Annotated in this window: 11 protein-coding genes and 1 tRNA gene; 5 read left to right on the top strand and 7 right to left on the bottom strand. The window is 59.9% G+C overall.

The genetic code is table 11. The features are described from left to right. Positions 1 to 53: 53 nt before the first annotated feature. On the bottom strand, positions 54 to 1,358 hold the full coding sequence (locus tag QNM96_RS06575) for an HAD family hydrolase (RefSeq protein WP_283835219.1): 1,305 nt from the start codon (positions 1,356 to 1,358) through the stop codon (positions 54 to 56). 175 nt (positions 1,359 to 1,533) lie between these two features. Here QNM96_RS06575 and QNM96_RS06570 point away from each other — a divergent pair, with 175 nt between their 5' ends. Beyond that, positions 1,534 to 2,568 (top strand): glutathione S-transferase family protein, encoded by a 1,035-nt coding sequence (locus QNM96_RS06570; protein ID WP_283835218.1) that lies wholly within the window; start codon positions 1,534 to 1,536, stop codon positions 2,566 to 2,568. A 103-nt stretch (positions 2,569 to 2,671) separates the two neighbouring features. After that, positions 2,672 to 3,043 carry a DUF192 domain-containing protein gene (locus QNM96_RS06565; protein WP_283835217.1) on the top strand — a complete coding sequence of 124 codons (372 nt, stop codon included), beginning with the start codon at positions 2,672 to 2,674 and terminating at the stop codon, positions 3,041 to 3,043. A gap of 1 nt (position 3,044) precedes the next feature. Here the strand turns inward: QNM96_RS06565 and QNM96_RS06560 are convergent, their stop codons facing one another. After that, positions 3,045 to 3,551: a hypothetical protein gene (locus QNM96_RS06560; protein WP_283835216.1), complete on the bottom strand. Its 507-nt coding sequence runs from the start codon at positions 3,549 to 3,551 to the stop codon at positions 3,045 to 3,047. 111 nt (positions 3,552 to 3,662) lie between these two features. After that, on the bottom strand, positions 3,663 to 4,781 hold the full coding sequence (locus tag QNM96_RS06555) for a zinc-dependent alcohol dehydrogenase family protein (RefSeq protein ID WP_283835215.1): 1,119 nt from the start codon (positions 4,779 to 4,781) through the stop codon (positions 3,663 to 3,665). A 424-nt stretch (positions 4,782 to 5,205) separates the two neighbouring features. Here QNM96_RS06555 and QNM96_RS06550 point away from each other — a divergent pair, with 424 nt between their 5' ends. Then, positions 5,206 to 6,345 (top strand): hypothetical protein, encoded by a 1,140-nt coding sequence (locus QNM96_RS06550; RefSeq protein WP_345782525.1) that lies wholly within the window; start codon positions 5,206 to 5,208, stop codon positions 6,343 to 6,345. Positions 6,346 to 6,834: 489 nt separating this feature from the next. Continuing rightward, a complete protein-coding gene (locus QNM96_RS06540; protein ID WP_283835214.1) occupies positions 6,835 to 7,575 on the top strand; it encodes a 3'-5' exonuclease in 741 nt (246 codons plus the stop codon). Between the two features lie 873 nt (positions 7,576 to 8,448). On the opposite strand, the gene QNM96_RS06535 is transcribed toward QNM96_RS06540, so the two are convergent. Both QNM96_RS06535 and QNM96_RS06530 read right to left on the bottom strand, forming a co-directional pair. Continuing rightward, positions 8,449 to 8,624, bottom strand: a tRNA-Trp gene (locus QNM96_RS06535). Positions 8,625 to 8,669: 45 nt separating this feature from the next. After that, complete coding sequence (locus tag QNM96_RS06530; RefSeq protein ID WP_283835213.1) at positions 8,670 to 9,566, bottom strand: DUF5794 domain-containing protein; 897 nt, start codon at positions 9,564 to 9,566, stop codon at positions 8,670 to 8,672. A gap of 488 nt (positions 9,567 to 10,054) precedes the next feature. Between QNM96_RS06530 and guaB the strand changes: the two genes are divergently transcribed. Then, complete coding sequence (gene guaB / locus QNM96_RS06525) at positions 10,055 to 11,557, top strand: IMP dehydrogenase (RefSeq protein ID WP_283835212.1); 1,503 nt, start codon at positions 10,055 to 10,057, stop codon at positions 11,555 to 11,557. 120 nt (positions 11,558 to 11,677) lie between these two features. Here guaB and QNM96_RS06520 read toward each other — a convergent pair whose 3' ends face one another. Both QNM96_RS06520 and QNM96_RS06515 read right to left on the bottom strand, forming a co-directional pair. Then, positions 11,678 to 12,157, bottom strand: a complete 480-nt coding sequence (locus QNM96_RS06520; RefSeq protein ID WP_283835211.1) for a cupin domain-containing protein — start codon at positions 12,155 to 12,157, stop codon at positions 11,678 to 11,680. Between the two features lie 127 nt (positions 12,158 to 12,284). Further along, positions 12,285 to 13,793, bottom strand: a complete 1,509-nt coding sequence (locus QNM96_RS06515; protein WP_283835210.1) for an aldehyde dehydrogenase family protein — start codon at positions 13,791 to 13,793, stop codon at positions 12,285 to 12,287. Between the last annotated feature and the right edge of the window lie 193 nt (positions 13,794 to 13,986).

Genomic DNA, 13,986 nt, shown 5'->3' with positions numbered 1-13,986 from the left:
CGTTTCTTCCAAGTGTCGGTCTCGCTCATCACTCGGGCGTGGATATGTGCTTCTTACTCGAGTCTCGCGAGGAGATTGAGCGCGTAGACGGTCCGCAACACGTCGACGCTTTTCCCCTGATCGAAGACGAGGTCATCCGTCCCGAGGACGTGATCGAGGGTATCCTGCGAGGAGTGTTCGGGTGCCGCCGCGATGCCGGCGTCGTTCTCATCGACCCATTCCATCACCCGCAGGTCGCTCTTGGAATCGCCCATCACGAGCGTGAACGGGTCCTCGAGACCCAGCACGTCGAGCGCCCGCTCGACGCCGACGACCTTGTTCAACTCGAGACTGCCGATCTCGGCGGCGTCGGCCTCGTAGTAGGCCACGTCGATGCGCTCGAGCGGGTCGGTTAGTTCGGACGGGACCTCCTTAGCATCGAGATCCGGATAGGCGCTTTCGCTCTCGAGGACGGCACGGATCTCGGGGTCCTGATCGGCGTAGAACGCTCGCGTCCACTCGCTGACGGTGTTGTTGTCGATCGTTCGAGCGCCGTTGGTGCCGTCATCGTCGTCTTTGGCTCTCCCGGCGGCGGTCCCGAGATTGAGCGTCGATCCGACGGCGTCGGCGAGCAGATCGATCAGATACACCAGCGCCTCGTCGATGACGGCTCGAGCCTGCGAGGTCCCGGTTTCGTAGTTCGGCTTCATCGTCACGTTGAACTCGTTGCCCTGCAGGTGACAGCCCCGTCGGAGATCCGTCGGTGCCTCGGGAAGCACACGGCTTCGAATGTCGTCGAAAACCGCCCGAATTGCCTCGTCGAGATCTTCGTAGAGTAACTGCTTGGTGTTCGCGCCGTGACCCGGCGTGAAGACGCCCGTTCCCGCTTCGTAGACGATCGAGAGGTCGCCCGAGTGAACGATTTCACTGCCCAGTCCCTGGATGGCAAATCCCTTGACGTTCTCTAAGGTCTGTCCCGTACAGATGACGATCGGAACTCCTGCCTCGTGAAATTCCGTGAGCATGTGGAGGGTGTCTCGCGGAATCTCGTTGTCCGTCCCGCCGGCAGAGCGGAGCGTCTCGTCGACGTCGAGGACGAGCACGTTCACGGCGCGGTCGTACTTCGCGCCCAAATCGAGGGCGGTAAACGCCTGTTCTCGCGTGGCCCGCGCGGCGATGTCGGCGAACGTCTCGCCTGCGGCGAAGTCCCCTCGAATCTCGTCCTTTCGCTCCTCGAGAACCGTGTTGGCTTCCTGCCAGTGCTCGAGGGCGGCTCGGGAATCGATCGCCGGAAAGACGTCTACGAACTCCTGATACTCCCGTAGTGTCTTCGTGTCGTACTCGTCGTAGAGGCGATAGACGAGATCGTATCGTTCCATGTTCCCTACAGGTGGGGGCAGTGGGATAATCGTTTCCCGGATGGAGCGGTTGGGTCTCGACCAACGTGTTTCGCAGTACTGCCCGCACGATCACCAACCCAACCTCCATCCGTCGCTGCCCGGTAACACTGATGTACGCTGGCTCGTTTTGTGTCTGGATCTCCTCCACTCAAGTATGAACAAACTCGTCGATGGGGAGTGGCGGACGGATGCGCACGAAATGACCGGCGAGGACGGAGCGTTCGAACGACAGGAGACCCCCTTCCGAAACGAGATTCGGGACAACCCGGACGCACGATTCCAACCGGAAGCCGGCCGCTACCACCTCTACGTCTCTTACGCCTGTCCGTGGGCACACCGAACCCTGCTCGTGCGGGCGATGAAGGGTCTCGAGGACGCGATTTCGGTGTCGATCGTCGACCCGTACCGCGACGAGGATGGGTGGCAGTTCACCCCGGAGAAGGAGGGCTGTACGCCGGACCACCTCTACGGTTCGGACTACCTGCGGGAACTCTACGTCGAAGCCGATTCGGACGCAACCTGTCGCGTGACGGTCCCGGTCCTCTGGGATAAACAGGAGGAAACGATTGTCAACAACGAGTCGAGCGAGGTCCTCAGGATGCTCGACACCGAGTTCGACGAGATCTCGAATCGGGACGTCGACCTCTATCCGGAGGGGTATCAGGACGAAGTCGATCGAATCATCGACGAGATCTACGAGCCGATCAACAACGGCGTCTACCGCGCCGGATTCGCGACGAATCAGGAGCCCTACGACGAGGCGATCGACGACCTCTTCGGCGCGCTCGCACACTGGGATGAGGTATTAGCGGACCAGCGCTATCTCGCCGGTGATCGGCTCACGGAAGCTGACATCTGCATGTTCACGACGCTCGTCCGGTTCGACCAGGTCTATCACACCCACTTCATGTGTAACGTCCAGTTCGTCCGCGAGTACGAGAACCTCTGGCCCTACCTGCGAGACCTGTACCAGACAGGCGTCGCCGACCATCGGGAGGAGACCGCTGGCGTCTCTCAGACAGTCAACATGGATCACATCAAAGAACACTACTACACGACCCATCCGGACGTGACTCCCTCCGGAATCATCGCGCGCGGTCCGGACCTCGAGTTCGAGGCCCCACACGACCGCGACGAGCTTCCGGGCGGACCGCCCTCGGCGCTTGCGGCCTCGAGCGCCGACGACTAAGCGGATCGAAGAAGACCGTCATTCGACGAGAAGCGATTGTCGAACCGGAATCTGCAACGCACCGGCGAGAATCTTTTTGACCGCGTGGCATCGACTCGAGGGCGTGCGACTCGTCCACGACGCCAACGGAGAACGGGAACCGCTCGCGAGCGACATCGAGATTGCGGATGGTCTCGTGAGTCAAACCCGAGGGCTGATGTTCAAACGCTCGATAGCTGATGGGTACGGACTGGCGTTTTCCTTCGAAACCGCGAAAGCTCGAGATATCCACATGCTGTTCGTCTTCATGTCGCTCGACGTTATCTGGATTCACGAGGATGTCGTCCAGCGCGTCGAAACCCTTCGGCCCTGGCGCGGGTTCGCGAAAGAAACGGCCGACCTGATCATCGAACTTCCCGCCGGTACCGCAAGCGATGTCGAAGTTGGCGACGAAGTGCTTCTCGAGGATAGCGATGACGTTCTCGAGAACGAGTAAATTACTCCTCGAGCGTTTCGAGTTCCGACAGATGCGTCTCGAGCCACGGCGGTCGGTCAGTGTACTGCCACTCGGCCCACTCTGCTTTCTCGCCCGCGTAGTAGGCTCGATAGGCTTCGACGGGATCGTCGCACCGGTATTCGTCGGGCATGGCCTGGGGCCGCGGAGTCGGCGCTGACTGCGGAAACTCGATCTCGTCCGGGTCGACCTGCTCGATTACCTGCCAGCTCGCGTGGTCCTCGTCCTTCTCGTAGCGCTCGACGAACTCCGCGTTGAGCGCCTCAGCGTGCTCGCGAAGCCGGAGCCAGTTCGCTCGAGATTCGGTCGCCCACTCGGTCACGGGATGGCTCGCGTGGGTTGGACTGTAGAGAAACTCCGCGTCGAGCCCGTTCTCTCGGGCCGCGGTACAGAGGACCTGAGCCGCCTCGAGGAGAAGCTTGTTCACGTGCTGGTCGCAGTGATAGCGTGCGGCCAGCCGCGGCTCCTCGTCGAGCCAGAAGACGTTCATGCAACGGTTGGGTTCCGAGGCCGGTTGAGAATATCGCCTTGCGATTTTGGCTAGTCACGGAAATCGAAAGCTCAGTCGTTCGTATTGGTTCGTTTCTCCAGACGGCGACGCTCAAAACTCCGTTACGACCTCGATGCCGCGAGTCTCGTACGCCGTCATCGCGGCGAGTCGATCCGAGACGTCCTCAAGTGCGACAGTTTTCGTGACGAGTTGGCCGGGATTCAGCCGGCCCGAGGCGATCATCCGCAGGATCTCGTCGTACCTCGAGGGCGGCATCCCGCGGGAGCCGAGGAAGTCGATGTCCCAGCGGGTGAGCTCGTCGATCGGCAGGGAGACTTCGCCGCGCTCGGCATCCGTGGTTAGGCCGAGTTGGATGTGAGTGCCCCGGATTCGAAGCGAGTCCAGACTGTTTCGGCAGGTTTCCGCTCGGCCGAGTGCGTCGACGGACACGTCAACGCCCGCGTTCGTCCCACGACCGTCGCGGCGGCCTTCGGACGATCGGTCGCGATCGGTTCCGACGGCGACCGCCTCGGCGATTGCGGCCGGAACGTCGCTTACCGCGCTCGCGTCGACGAGTTCGTCGGCACCCGCGTCAGCGGCTAGCTCGAGTGGCTCATCCCGAACGTCGACGGCGACCACGCTCGCGCCGAAGGCCACGGCGATCTGGACGGCGGCGAGGCCCAACCCGCCGCAGCCGTGGACGGCTATCCAGTCGCCCGCCCGGACGTCGGCGCGATGGGCCAGTGCATGAAAAGCGGTCACGTATCGACACCCGAGCGCGGCGGCGTCGGTCGAGCTGACCGATTCGGGGAGTTTCGTGGCGTTGAAGTCGGCGTAGGGAACGTGCACCCGCTCTGCGAACGCGCCCGGAACGCTCGATTCGAACCCGAGTGCGAGGCCGTCCGCGCAGACGTTTCCGTGACCGCTTCGACACTGCTCACAGGAGCCGTCACCGAGGTTGAACGGGATCGCGACCCGATCGCCTACCTCAAGTCGGTCGACGCCCCCGCCGACGGCGGCCACTCTCCCCGCGGGTTCGTGGCCGAGAATCTGTCCCCGTGACACCCGATCGTCGGCCCACTCGCCGTGGCCCTGCCAGGCGTGCCAGTCGCTTCGGCAGACGCCACACGCTTCGACCTCGACGACGATACCGTGGGAAGCGAGATCCGGCTCCGAAACCGACTCGATCGAGAGTGGCTCGCGATAAGCCTCGAGAACTGCAGCGCGCATACTATCGCCATCCGCGGCGACCGGGATAGGTGTTCTCACTGGAACCCGGCACCTACCTGGTCGGAATCGCGTGACTCGAGCGGGCCCGGGGAGAATTCGGTAGGCAGAAGGTGACGTTTCCCGACGGACGAGCGCGGTGACAGCCGTCTCGTCCGGAACGGGTCTGGAACGCGCCTCGAGAACGGAATGTCAGCCGATCAACTGGGTTCGATATCGGGGGCAGAGCGGATATCCGTGCGGATAATAGGGTATTTGATGACAGCTACTACCGTTTGACTCGTTGAAAGTGTCCGTTTGGTGTTTGCTACCGTAAGGGCCTGTATGGGCGTCTCAGACCTCCTGTCCCGGTTGTGTCAGGTGAAACGATTGCCGAACGGGTAACCGCTACAATACAATTATCGAAGCTATGGAATTATCCGAGTGCATGGTAGAGCAATCGAATCGCGAAACGGTAGAATCAGACGACGAACGGGCATCGACGAGACGGACGGACGAGTCGGGAGTAACGCGACGACGAACGCTACAGTTGGGCGGACTCGTGGGCGTCGGCAGTATTTTCGGCGCAGTCGGGTTCGGAGCGGACGGCGTCGCGGCGGCGGAGGGAAGCCGACCCGACGACATCATCCACCTCGATTACGACGACTACGATAGCTGGTCGGACATCTACCGATTGTCGAACGGAGACAGCGCCGACCTGAACTTCGTCTCCAGTCCGACCTACACCGGCGAGAACGCCATCCAGTTGCAGGTGAACGAAAACGACCATTGGGGGGCAAACGCCCACTACGATTTCGAGGACGGACTCTTCGAACTCAACAACCGCATGCGTTTTGCGCTCAACACGAACTGGTCGATGGAGGGCCGAAGCCTCTCGAACTGCCGGATCTGGAACTGCGCGCTGTCGATCGGCGAGGCCAGCGCTGGCGGTACCGTTCCCGACGGAACGAACGGCTGGAGCAACCGGATGTACGTCTCGAGTCGAGGCACCGATCCGGACGGGCCGTTCCACCTCCTCTCTGACACCTACCACATCGATGCAGCACAGGACCACAACTACATCATGGACGACGACGAGTACGCGCTCGCCCAGCCCGAAATCGAACCCGGCGTCTGGTACGACTTCGAGAGTTACGTGTGCGTGAACACGATTTCGAACGGCGAGCCAAATGACGACGGCATCGTCCGCTACTGGCTCGACGACGAACTCATCTTCGAACGCGAGAACTTCAGCTTCACGTCGGACCTCGGCGACAACATCATCGACACCACCGGCCCCGTCGGCCACTACGGCGGCCGATACGAGGCTCCGAAGGACCTGTTCACCTACTACGACACACACTCGATGGCGCTCAATGGCGTCTTCGAGTTCGACTCCTGTGGCGACGGCGACCGGACGTTCGACGAGTCAGACGAACAGTCCGAAACGGACGGCGACTCCAACGACGAAGAGTCGACTTCAGGCGACGCCGAAGAGATCGAGGACGAACTCGAGGAGATCGAAGACACGCTCGAGGAATCGGGCGTGGAGTTCCCGCAGGGGTTGGGTGAGCTGTTCTCGATGTAGGCTTCTCGCGGGGATCGAGGGTGCTCCGGTAGCGTATTTGGTGGAAAGCGTTTTTTGCCTCGAATGAGGTGGAGGCTTGGTTTCTTGAGTGGTGGCAGGTGAGTTCGCGCTCGAGGAGTGTCTCGAATTCAGTCAACTCGGTTGGTATGAACGACAGTCCCGGGTCTGTCCGGATCCGAACCGACGACAGCAACGGAATAGCGATTCGACGAAATCGAGAAAGCCGCCGGCTATTACGACTGTAATCGATCCAACGCCGCCGCGTTCGACTGTCACGACGTTACCCGCATCGTCGCCAGCGCTCGTCGAGCCCTCGAGCGCCCGGATCTCACGCTCGCCCTGTGCCAGGAAATTGCTGAAATCCTCTCCGGTAGGAAAGTTCCCTTCGAAATCGCGACTACCGTCGATGTCGAAACGCCAAATAGCTAGTATCTTTCTCCTGATTTTCCCGGTATACTTTTCACATATTATCATAACCTATAATATGTAATGGGTGCCGACAGTTCCGGTCGACTTGCCTTCGACATTGAAACAATCAATGCTGAGCGACCAGATGATGAGGAAATGGATGCGCAGAATTCTGAGCACGTCGAATTTTTTTGCGTATGCGTTGCCCACCAGACCGAACCTGGTACAGATCCTCACTACGAGATCATCTTCCGCGAGGGAAACAGTGCTGAAGATGAACTCAAAGTGATTGAACAAACACTTGATTATCTCGAGACCAAACCACCGGAGTCAGTACTCACGTATAATGGAAACGAGTTCGATTTGCCGCACTTAGAAGGGCGAGCGCAGATTGCCGCCGAAACGATTGAGGGACGATTCGATGTGGCACAGCGAGCCGAGGAGTTCGTCGACAATATAGAGAGTATCGATCTTATGCCCGAGGCGTGTGATTTCTGTGGTGATGAGTATACTTCGTTTGAGAACATTTGCGAAACTGTTGGTGTTGATGTGACTCGAACACCGTTCCAAGAGTACGACTTTGATATCGATGTTGTTCCTCATCGGCCTACTTGGAAAGGAATCGAACCCTACATGATGGGGTGTGACATTCCATTGCTCGGTGAGCGATATTTAAATTTTAAGAGAATTGGTGCAACCGATCTCCCACAATTTCAGGAACTCCGTGAGGCAATCAAACACTATGCAACAACCGATGTTATTCCGCTATTCGAACTCAACAATAAGCGCCCCTTCAGTGAGTCTATGTCGGTATCGAATTGACTTCTGTGCAATCCTCTAGTGATCGTCGGATCACACCTATCGCCTGCACGGTGCGTACGCGACACCTGCGCCTAACGACCGCTTGACGTGTACGCGTCGCCAATCCCTCGCCGGAGAACTGCACGGAATCGATTTCCGCGTCGCCCTCTGCAATATCGAGATCGTCAGACCAGCGATCGGTGTCGATCGCCGGCACCAGCACGTTGTCGCCATCTTCTCCTTCAACACCACGCGCGGCATCGTGCGGTAGTCCGATGCCTTGAGTCCGCGGTCGGCGTGGTCGGGATTGGTCACGCTTACTATAGCCATTATAATATAGACTATTATACATTTATATATTTGGATGTATTATATTCTGTTGCAATTCGAGATAAAAACTCAGGTGAAGGTGTCTCAAAAAGTGAATCAAAGAGTAAACCCGCCGGTATAACTCGGCGGTCTGCAGTCAAAATGGGGGCAGCGGGAATTGTTGGCTCAGCTTTCACCGGACAGGTATCCGCGGCAAGTGCTGAGTATTGTGGCACTTGTGACCCGGGCTACGATCCGGAATTTACTCGATCGTTCGATGTCCGTGTAGTCAGCTACGATCAGGCCCTAGAAAGTTACGAAGCAACGAACGTAGTGGTCATTGCCCACCGTGTTGATTCTCGGGAAATTGGTAGTCAGGTGATGCATCAATTTCTCGCCGGCGGGGTTGCATTTGCCGAAGAGGAGCGCCCTTTGACGGACTGGGAGGAAATGGAGAATATTGCAGAGACAGCGCTGGTCGTTTCGTTGAGTATCCCAGCGCTGCATTATCGCCACCTCCGAAGGAAAGAGAGTTCTCTACGCGAATTTAATATCTTAGATTTTAGAGTAAGTTTAACGGAGGAATGGGGTCGGAGGGATTTGAACCCCCGATCTACTGATATCTCCGGTGCGCCTCGGAACTCCAGAGGGTCATCACACGGACACTGATCAGGTGTCCGATCAGTATATCAGTCTGGAGTGTCGTCCCGGGCGCCGTAGCCTCTGGAGTCAGCCGCCATGCCTGGCTTGGCCACGACCCCTCGAGCAATCATAGAGCGATCCTCCCTAAAGCCGTTACGATTCGATTACAGCCACGGGGCTCGGCCCGCGGTGTCGGTCGAGTCGTCGCCGGGGTAGGTATCGTCGTCGGACTCGGACGATTCGGGGACCTTGGGTTCGCTCGAGTCGTCTCGTTCTTCTTCGCTGCCGCCGTCCGGTCGCGCATCGGAGTTGAGCGTTTCTCGAGCGGCCTCGCCGTCGAACTGCGGGTCGATCGAGAGTACGGCGGCGACGATCAGGGCCGCAAGCGGCGCTTCGCCGAAGGCCATCCCGAGGAGCGAAAGCGGGAGCAGCCCCAGCGCGACGGCGCTTCCGAATCGGAATCGGTCGATGTCCATGTAGGTTCGGAGGTACGGTCCCCCGAGCGCGATCGAGAGCGCGAACAGGACGCCGACGGTGGCCGCGAGGGTTGCATTGGCGATCAGCGAGGGATCGGCGTCGAACACCAGCGCGGCGCCGCTCGGGTCCAAACTCGCGAGGAGTCCGAGCGCGATGATGATGCCGGGGTTCGGGATGTACTCGCCGACGGTCGCACTCGCGGTGTGGGCCGCGATGGCCGCGATGACCAGCGCCGCGAAACGCTCGAAGATGACGATATTCAGCACGCTCTCGATCGTGGGCGCGAGCGCGGCCTGTATCGCGGCGAGGATAATCAGCGGGATGCCGACGACTAACACGATCGCCGCCTGTTCTCGAGGCGAGCCGTTCATCTCCGCGAGGATCACGGCGACGGTCGCGCTGCCACCGAAAATCAACAGTCCGACCTGAATCGCTCCGAGCGGGTCATCGACTGCCCCGGCGAGGATCATCGCCGGAAAGACGCCGTCGATGAGCGGAAGTGCCATAACCAACGCCAGAAGCTTTGCATCGTCGTTTGCGAACCGCTCGAGGCTCAGCGCAACCGGGTGTTGTGACGTGCTCATCGATTACGAACGATGGCCGTGACCCGGGGCCAGATGGGAGTGTAACCGGCGGTCCCGCCCAGACTGACTCGCGGCGAGCCAGTCATTCGAGCGTTTCTGGCCTGCTGTGAGTTTCGAAAAGCCGAATGTAAACGGTGCGATGGAGAGGGCACTCATCTGATCACCGGTTCGGGCCGTGGTGGAACTCACAGCGAACATACTCTATCGGAGTCCTGCATTATTAATAAACGTTGTGTGAGAAGTGGTTACAGCACTCGGCAGATCGTTCGACAACAGTGTGCATTTCGTGACGGTAATGAACGACTGTCCGCATCGAGTTTACATTCTTTAAATTCTGCCGACGGTGACAACGGCTGGTTCGCTACATCCACGAACCCCGGACGCGTCTCGAGTCGGTTTCGAGACCGTATCCGTGGTTGTCGTTGTCGTTATACAGGGCTGAAAGTGCAACACGCAACGTTTTTTGCCCCCGATTCCGGACAGTTTACATGGCGAACGACGTTCCTGACAACGAGTCCTATTCCTCGAAGCTCCAAGTACCGGAAGCGCTGACATTCGACGACGTGCTCCTTCGGCCCAAAGAGAGCCGCGTCGAACCCGACGATGCGGATCTGACGAGTCGCGTCTCGAAGTCCGTTGAAGTCTCTGTCCCGATCCTCTCTGCGGCGATGGATACCGTCACCGAAAGCGAGATGGCGGTCGCGATGGCCCGCCACGGCGGGCTTGGCGTGCTCCACCGAAACATGAACGTCGACCAGATGGTTGAAGCCATCAACCGCGTCAAAAGCGCCGACGAACTCATCATTCCGACCGACTCGGTCGTGACGGCCGATCCAAAAATGAGCGTCCGCGAGATCGACGAGATGATGGTCCACGAAGGCGTCGGCGGCGCGCCGGTCGTCAACACGCGCGGCGAAGTGCTGGGTATCATCTCCAGTACGGACATTCGACCGCACCTCGAGGTCAACGAGGACGACCCCGTTACCGCGGCGATGACCGACGAAGTAATCACGGCACCGGAGGACATCGACGCGCGCGAAGCCTTCGATCTGATGTATGAACACAAGATCGAACGTGTTCCCGTCGTCGACGACGAGAACCTCCTCGTCGGATTAGTAACAATGCAGGGAATCCTCCAGCGCCGCGAGTACAACGAGGCCGTCCGCGACGACGACGGCCGACTCCGCTGTGGCGTCGCCGTCGGTCCGTTCGAAACCGAACGCGCCGCCGCGGCTGACGAAGCGGACGCGGACATCCTCTTCATCGACTGTGCGCACGCTCACAACCTGAACGTCATCGAAGGCGCTCGAGAAATCAAAGAATCCGTTGACGCCGATGTCGTCGTCGGCAACGTCGGCACACGGGAGGCCGCCGAGGACCTCGTCGAGTTCGCCGACGGCATCAAGGTCGGCATCGGCCCAGGATCGATCTGTACGACTCGAGTCGTTTCCGGCTCGGGAATGCCACAGATCACCGCCGTCTCGCAGGTTGCAGACGTCGCGAGCCAACACGACGTTCCAGTGATCGCCGACGGCGGGATTCGGTACTCCGGCGACGCGATCAAGTCGATCGCGGCCGGCGCCGACGCGGTGATGCTCGGTTCGTACTTCGCGGGAACCGAGGAGGCCCCCGGTCGAGTCGTGACGATGAACGGCAAGAAGTACAAGCAGTACCGCGGCATGGGATCGGTCGGTGCGATGAAATCGGGTGACGGCGATCGGTATTTGAAAGACGAGCCCCAAGACGAAGAGGAGTACGTTCCGGAGGGCGTCGAAGCGGCGACCCCGTACAAAGGGACGCTCAAATCGGAACTCCACCAGCTCGCGGGCGGCATGCAGTCAGGGATGGGATACGTCGGTGCCGGAACGATCCCCGACTTCAAAGAACGCAGCGAGTTCGTTCGCGTCTCGGCGGCCGGTCAGGCCGAAAGCCACGCACACGACGTCGTGATCACCGACGAAGCGCCGAACTACTCGCCAGCTGACGAGTAGTCAACTCACCGGGTAGTACTGTCGAGCCCCATCGGGAGCAACGTGCTACGATTTCTGCAGTATCGGGAGCCCGTTCCGGCTTTCTGTTGTCGTTCATCTACTCGTTCGCTCGAGGCCTGCTCAAGCGACCGTAATCGAGTTCCCGCATTCCGTGCAGGTGAGGCGGAATCCGCCTTCGTCCGTGATCTCGAGCCCGTGTTTGGTTTCGGATTCACAGTCCTGACAGTAAATCACCGACTCGATATCCTCCCAGTTGTGGCTCGAATCGGGCGCGCCGAAGGCCCAGCCGACGACGGGTTCGTCGCCCTCGTTCGTTCCCTGCTGGAACTCTCCCGGGGCGAATCGAACGAGCTCGCCGGCCTCGACAGAAAATTGGCCGTTTTCGGTTTCGAACGTTGCCGTGCCCTCGAGGACATAGAATACCTCTTCTTGATCGTGGTGGGTATGGTAGCCGCCGGAAAATGACTCACCCGTCTCAAGTTCGAAGTAGTTCATCGCGAAGTCGGTCGTCCCGAGCGCGTCTGACACCGGCCGTCGAACGGTTTGTGCCGCCATCGGGTTCGGCTGGTTGTCGACCGCCTCGATTGAGACTTTCTCCATCGTTCGAATAACGAACGGCTCCGCCTTGAAAATACTCGTCGCTCTCGAATCACGAATCGGCTCGAACGTGCCGTGTCCACGAGTGAGATCGGGAGCTCGTTTAGAGAGGGGCGCTCGTGATGGCCGTTCAGTACTCTCGAGGTTCGTGCTGGACGGAGATCCAGCGCGTGGTGGTGAACTCGTCTGCAATCCACTGGTCGTTGTACCGGCCCATTCCGGAGGACTTGACGCCGCCGAAGGGGGCCTGCGGATCGTCGTTGATCGGCTGGTCGTTGATGTGGACCATGCCGGTTTCCATCTGGGCGGCGATATCTCGCGCTCGCGTGATATCCTTACTGTGAACCGAGCCTGACAGCCCCATCTCCGTGTCGTTTGCCAGTTCGATGGCTTCCTCGTCGCTCGAGAACGGAATCACGGGCGCGATAGGTCCGAAGTGCTCGTTGCAGGCCGCGGCCATCTCGTTGGTCACGTTCGAGAGGACCGTCGGCTCGACGTAGGGGAAGTCGTAGTCGCCGCCGGCTTCGACGACCGCACCCGAGTCGACGGTTTCCTCGAGGTAAGCGGTCATCTCCTCGAACTGGGACTCGTTGATGATCGGTCCGACGATCGAGCCCTCCTCGAGGGGGTCGCCGACCGGGACGTGATCGGCGGCTTCGGCCAATCCCGCGACGTAGTCGTCGTAGACATCTTCGTGGACGAGGTGTCGATTGATCGAGATACAGACCTGTCCCTGATGAGTGAACGAGCCGAAGGCCCCCGCCTCGATAGCCAGCTCGAGATCGGCGTCATCGGTGACGATGTGGGCGTTGTTCCCGCCCAGTTCCAGCGCCGGGAAGTGGAAGTTCTCGACCGCGTTGGTCGCGACGCGTCGGCCGATTTCGGTCGAACCGGTAAACGAGATCACGTCCGGGACCTCATGACCCGAGAAGTGATCACCGATATCGTCGCCGTAGCCCGTGACGACGTTGAGGACGCCGTCCGGCAGTCCCGCCATCTCGAACACTCGACCGAGCAGTAATCCGCCGGTGACGGGCGTGTGTTCGTCCGGCTTCAGGACTACGCTGTTGCCGAGTGCCAGCGCGGGCGCGACGGCCCGAATCGAGAGGACCGTCGGGAAATTCCACGGCGTGATCACTCCGACGACGCCGACCGGCTCCTCGACGACGATGTTTTCCTTCCCGGGTACCGTCGACTCCGAGCGCTCGCCTCGATTGCGAAGCGCCATGCCGGCCGCGTGGGAGGCCACGCCGACGGCGGCTCCGCCTTCGAATTCCCCCTTCGCTCGTACCCCGCCGCCCTCGATCGCAACCAGGTGGACGAACTCCTCCATGTGTTCCTCGAGTAATTGTGCGGCCGTCGAAACGATCTGTGCGCGCTCTTGGGGCGGCGTGTCGGCCCACTCCCCTTGTGAGTCCTCGGCGACTTTGAAGGCCTCGTCGAGGTCGTCGATCGTTCCACGCGGAACCTCGCCGACCGCGCTCTGGGTCGCCGGCGCGTTCACTCGGATGGTTTCGCGATCACCCGGTGGTCGCCACTCGCCGCCGATGTACTGTGCGTTCCATCCTGTTTCCGGAACGATGTTCACGTCGTCTATGCTTCCGTACTGGTCGTTCGGTTGGGTGGTAATATCCTCCATGTCACCATACAACACTTTAAATTATATTACATTTTTGGTCCGGCGATGCAGACTCAATTTTCGAGGCTGGGAATATCCGCACCGAGTGGACGATGTTATCTTCGGATCCGGCTCCGTCTCTTACGGTCAATTCGAGAACGTCTCTGCGTCCCTTGAGGAGGGGAGGAGCCGGAGTATGGTTGCTAGTGCGGCG

This window comes from Halostagnicola sp. A-GB9-2 (genome assembly GCF_030068615.1).
Taxonomy (GTDB): domain Archaea; phylum Halobacteriota; class Halobacteria; order Halobacteriales; family Natrialbaceae; genus Halostagnicola.
Note: the sequence above shows the minus strand (reverse complement) of the source record. Positions and strands in the feature narration are given on the sequence as shown.

What these genes read in the sequence shown, in the direction of transcription:
- QNM96_RS06575 (WP_283835219.1), bottom strand. Translation starts at nt 1,358, where the DNA reads ATGGAACGATACGATCTCGTCTATCGCCTCTACGACGAGTACGACACG.
- QNM96_RS06570 (WP_283835218.1), top strand. Translation starts at nt 1,534, where the DNA reads ATGAACAAACTCGTCGATGGGGAGTGGCGGACGGATGCGCACGAAATG.
- QNM96_RS06560 (WP_283835216.1), bottom strand. Translation starts at nt 3,551, where the DNA reads ATGAACGTCTTCTGGCTCGACGAGGAGCCGCGGCTGGCCGCACGCTAT.
- QNM96_RS06555 (WP_283835215.1), bottom strand. Translation starts at nt 4,781, where the DNA reads ATGCGCGCTGCAGTTCTCGAGGCTTATCGCGAGCCACTCTCGATCGAG.
- QNM96_RS06550 (WP_345782525.1), top strand. Translation starts at nt 5,206, where the DNA reads ATGGTAGAGCAATCGAATCGCGAAACGGTAGAATCAGACGACGAACGG.
- QNM96_RS06540 (WP_283835214.1), top strand. Translation starts at nt 6,835, where the DNA reads ATGGGTGCCGACAGTTCCGGTCGACTTGCCTTCGACATTGAAACAATC.
- QNM96_RS06530 (WP_283835213.1), bottom strand. Translation starts at nt 9,566, where the DNA reads ATGAGCACGTCACAACACCCGGTTGCGCTGAGCCTCGAGCGGTTCGCA.
- guaB (WP_283835212.1), top strand. Translation starts at nt 10,055, where the DNA reads ATGGCGAACGACGTTCCTGACAACGAGTCCTATTCCTCGAAGCTCCAA.
- QNM96_RS06520 (WP_283835211.1), bottom strand. Translation starts at nt 12,157, where the DNA reads ATGGAGAAAGTCTCAATCGAGGCGGTCGACAACCAGCCGAACCCGATG.
- QNM96_RS06515 (WP_283835210.1), bottom strand. Translation starts at nt 13,793, where the DNA reads ATGGAGGATATTACCACCCAACCGAACGACCAGTACGGAAGCATAGAC.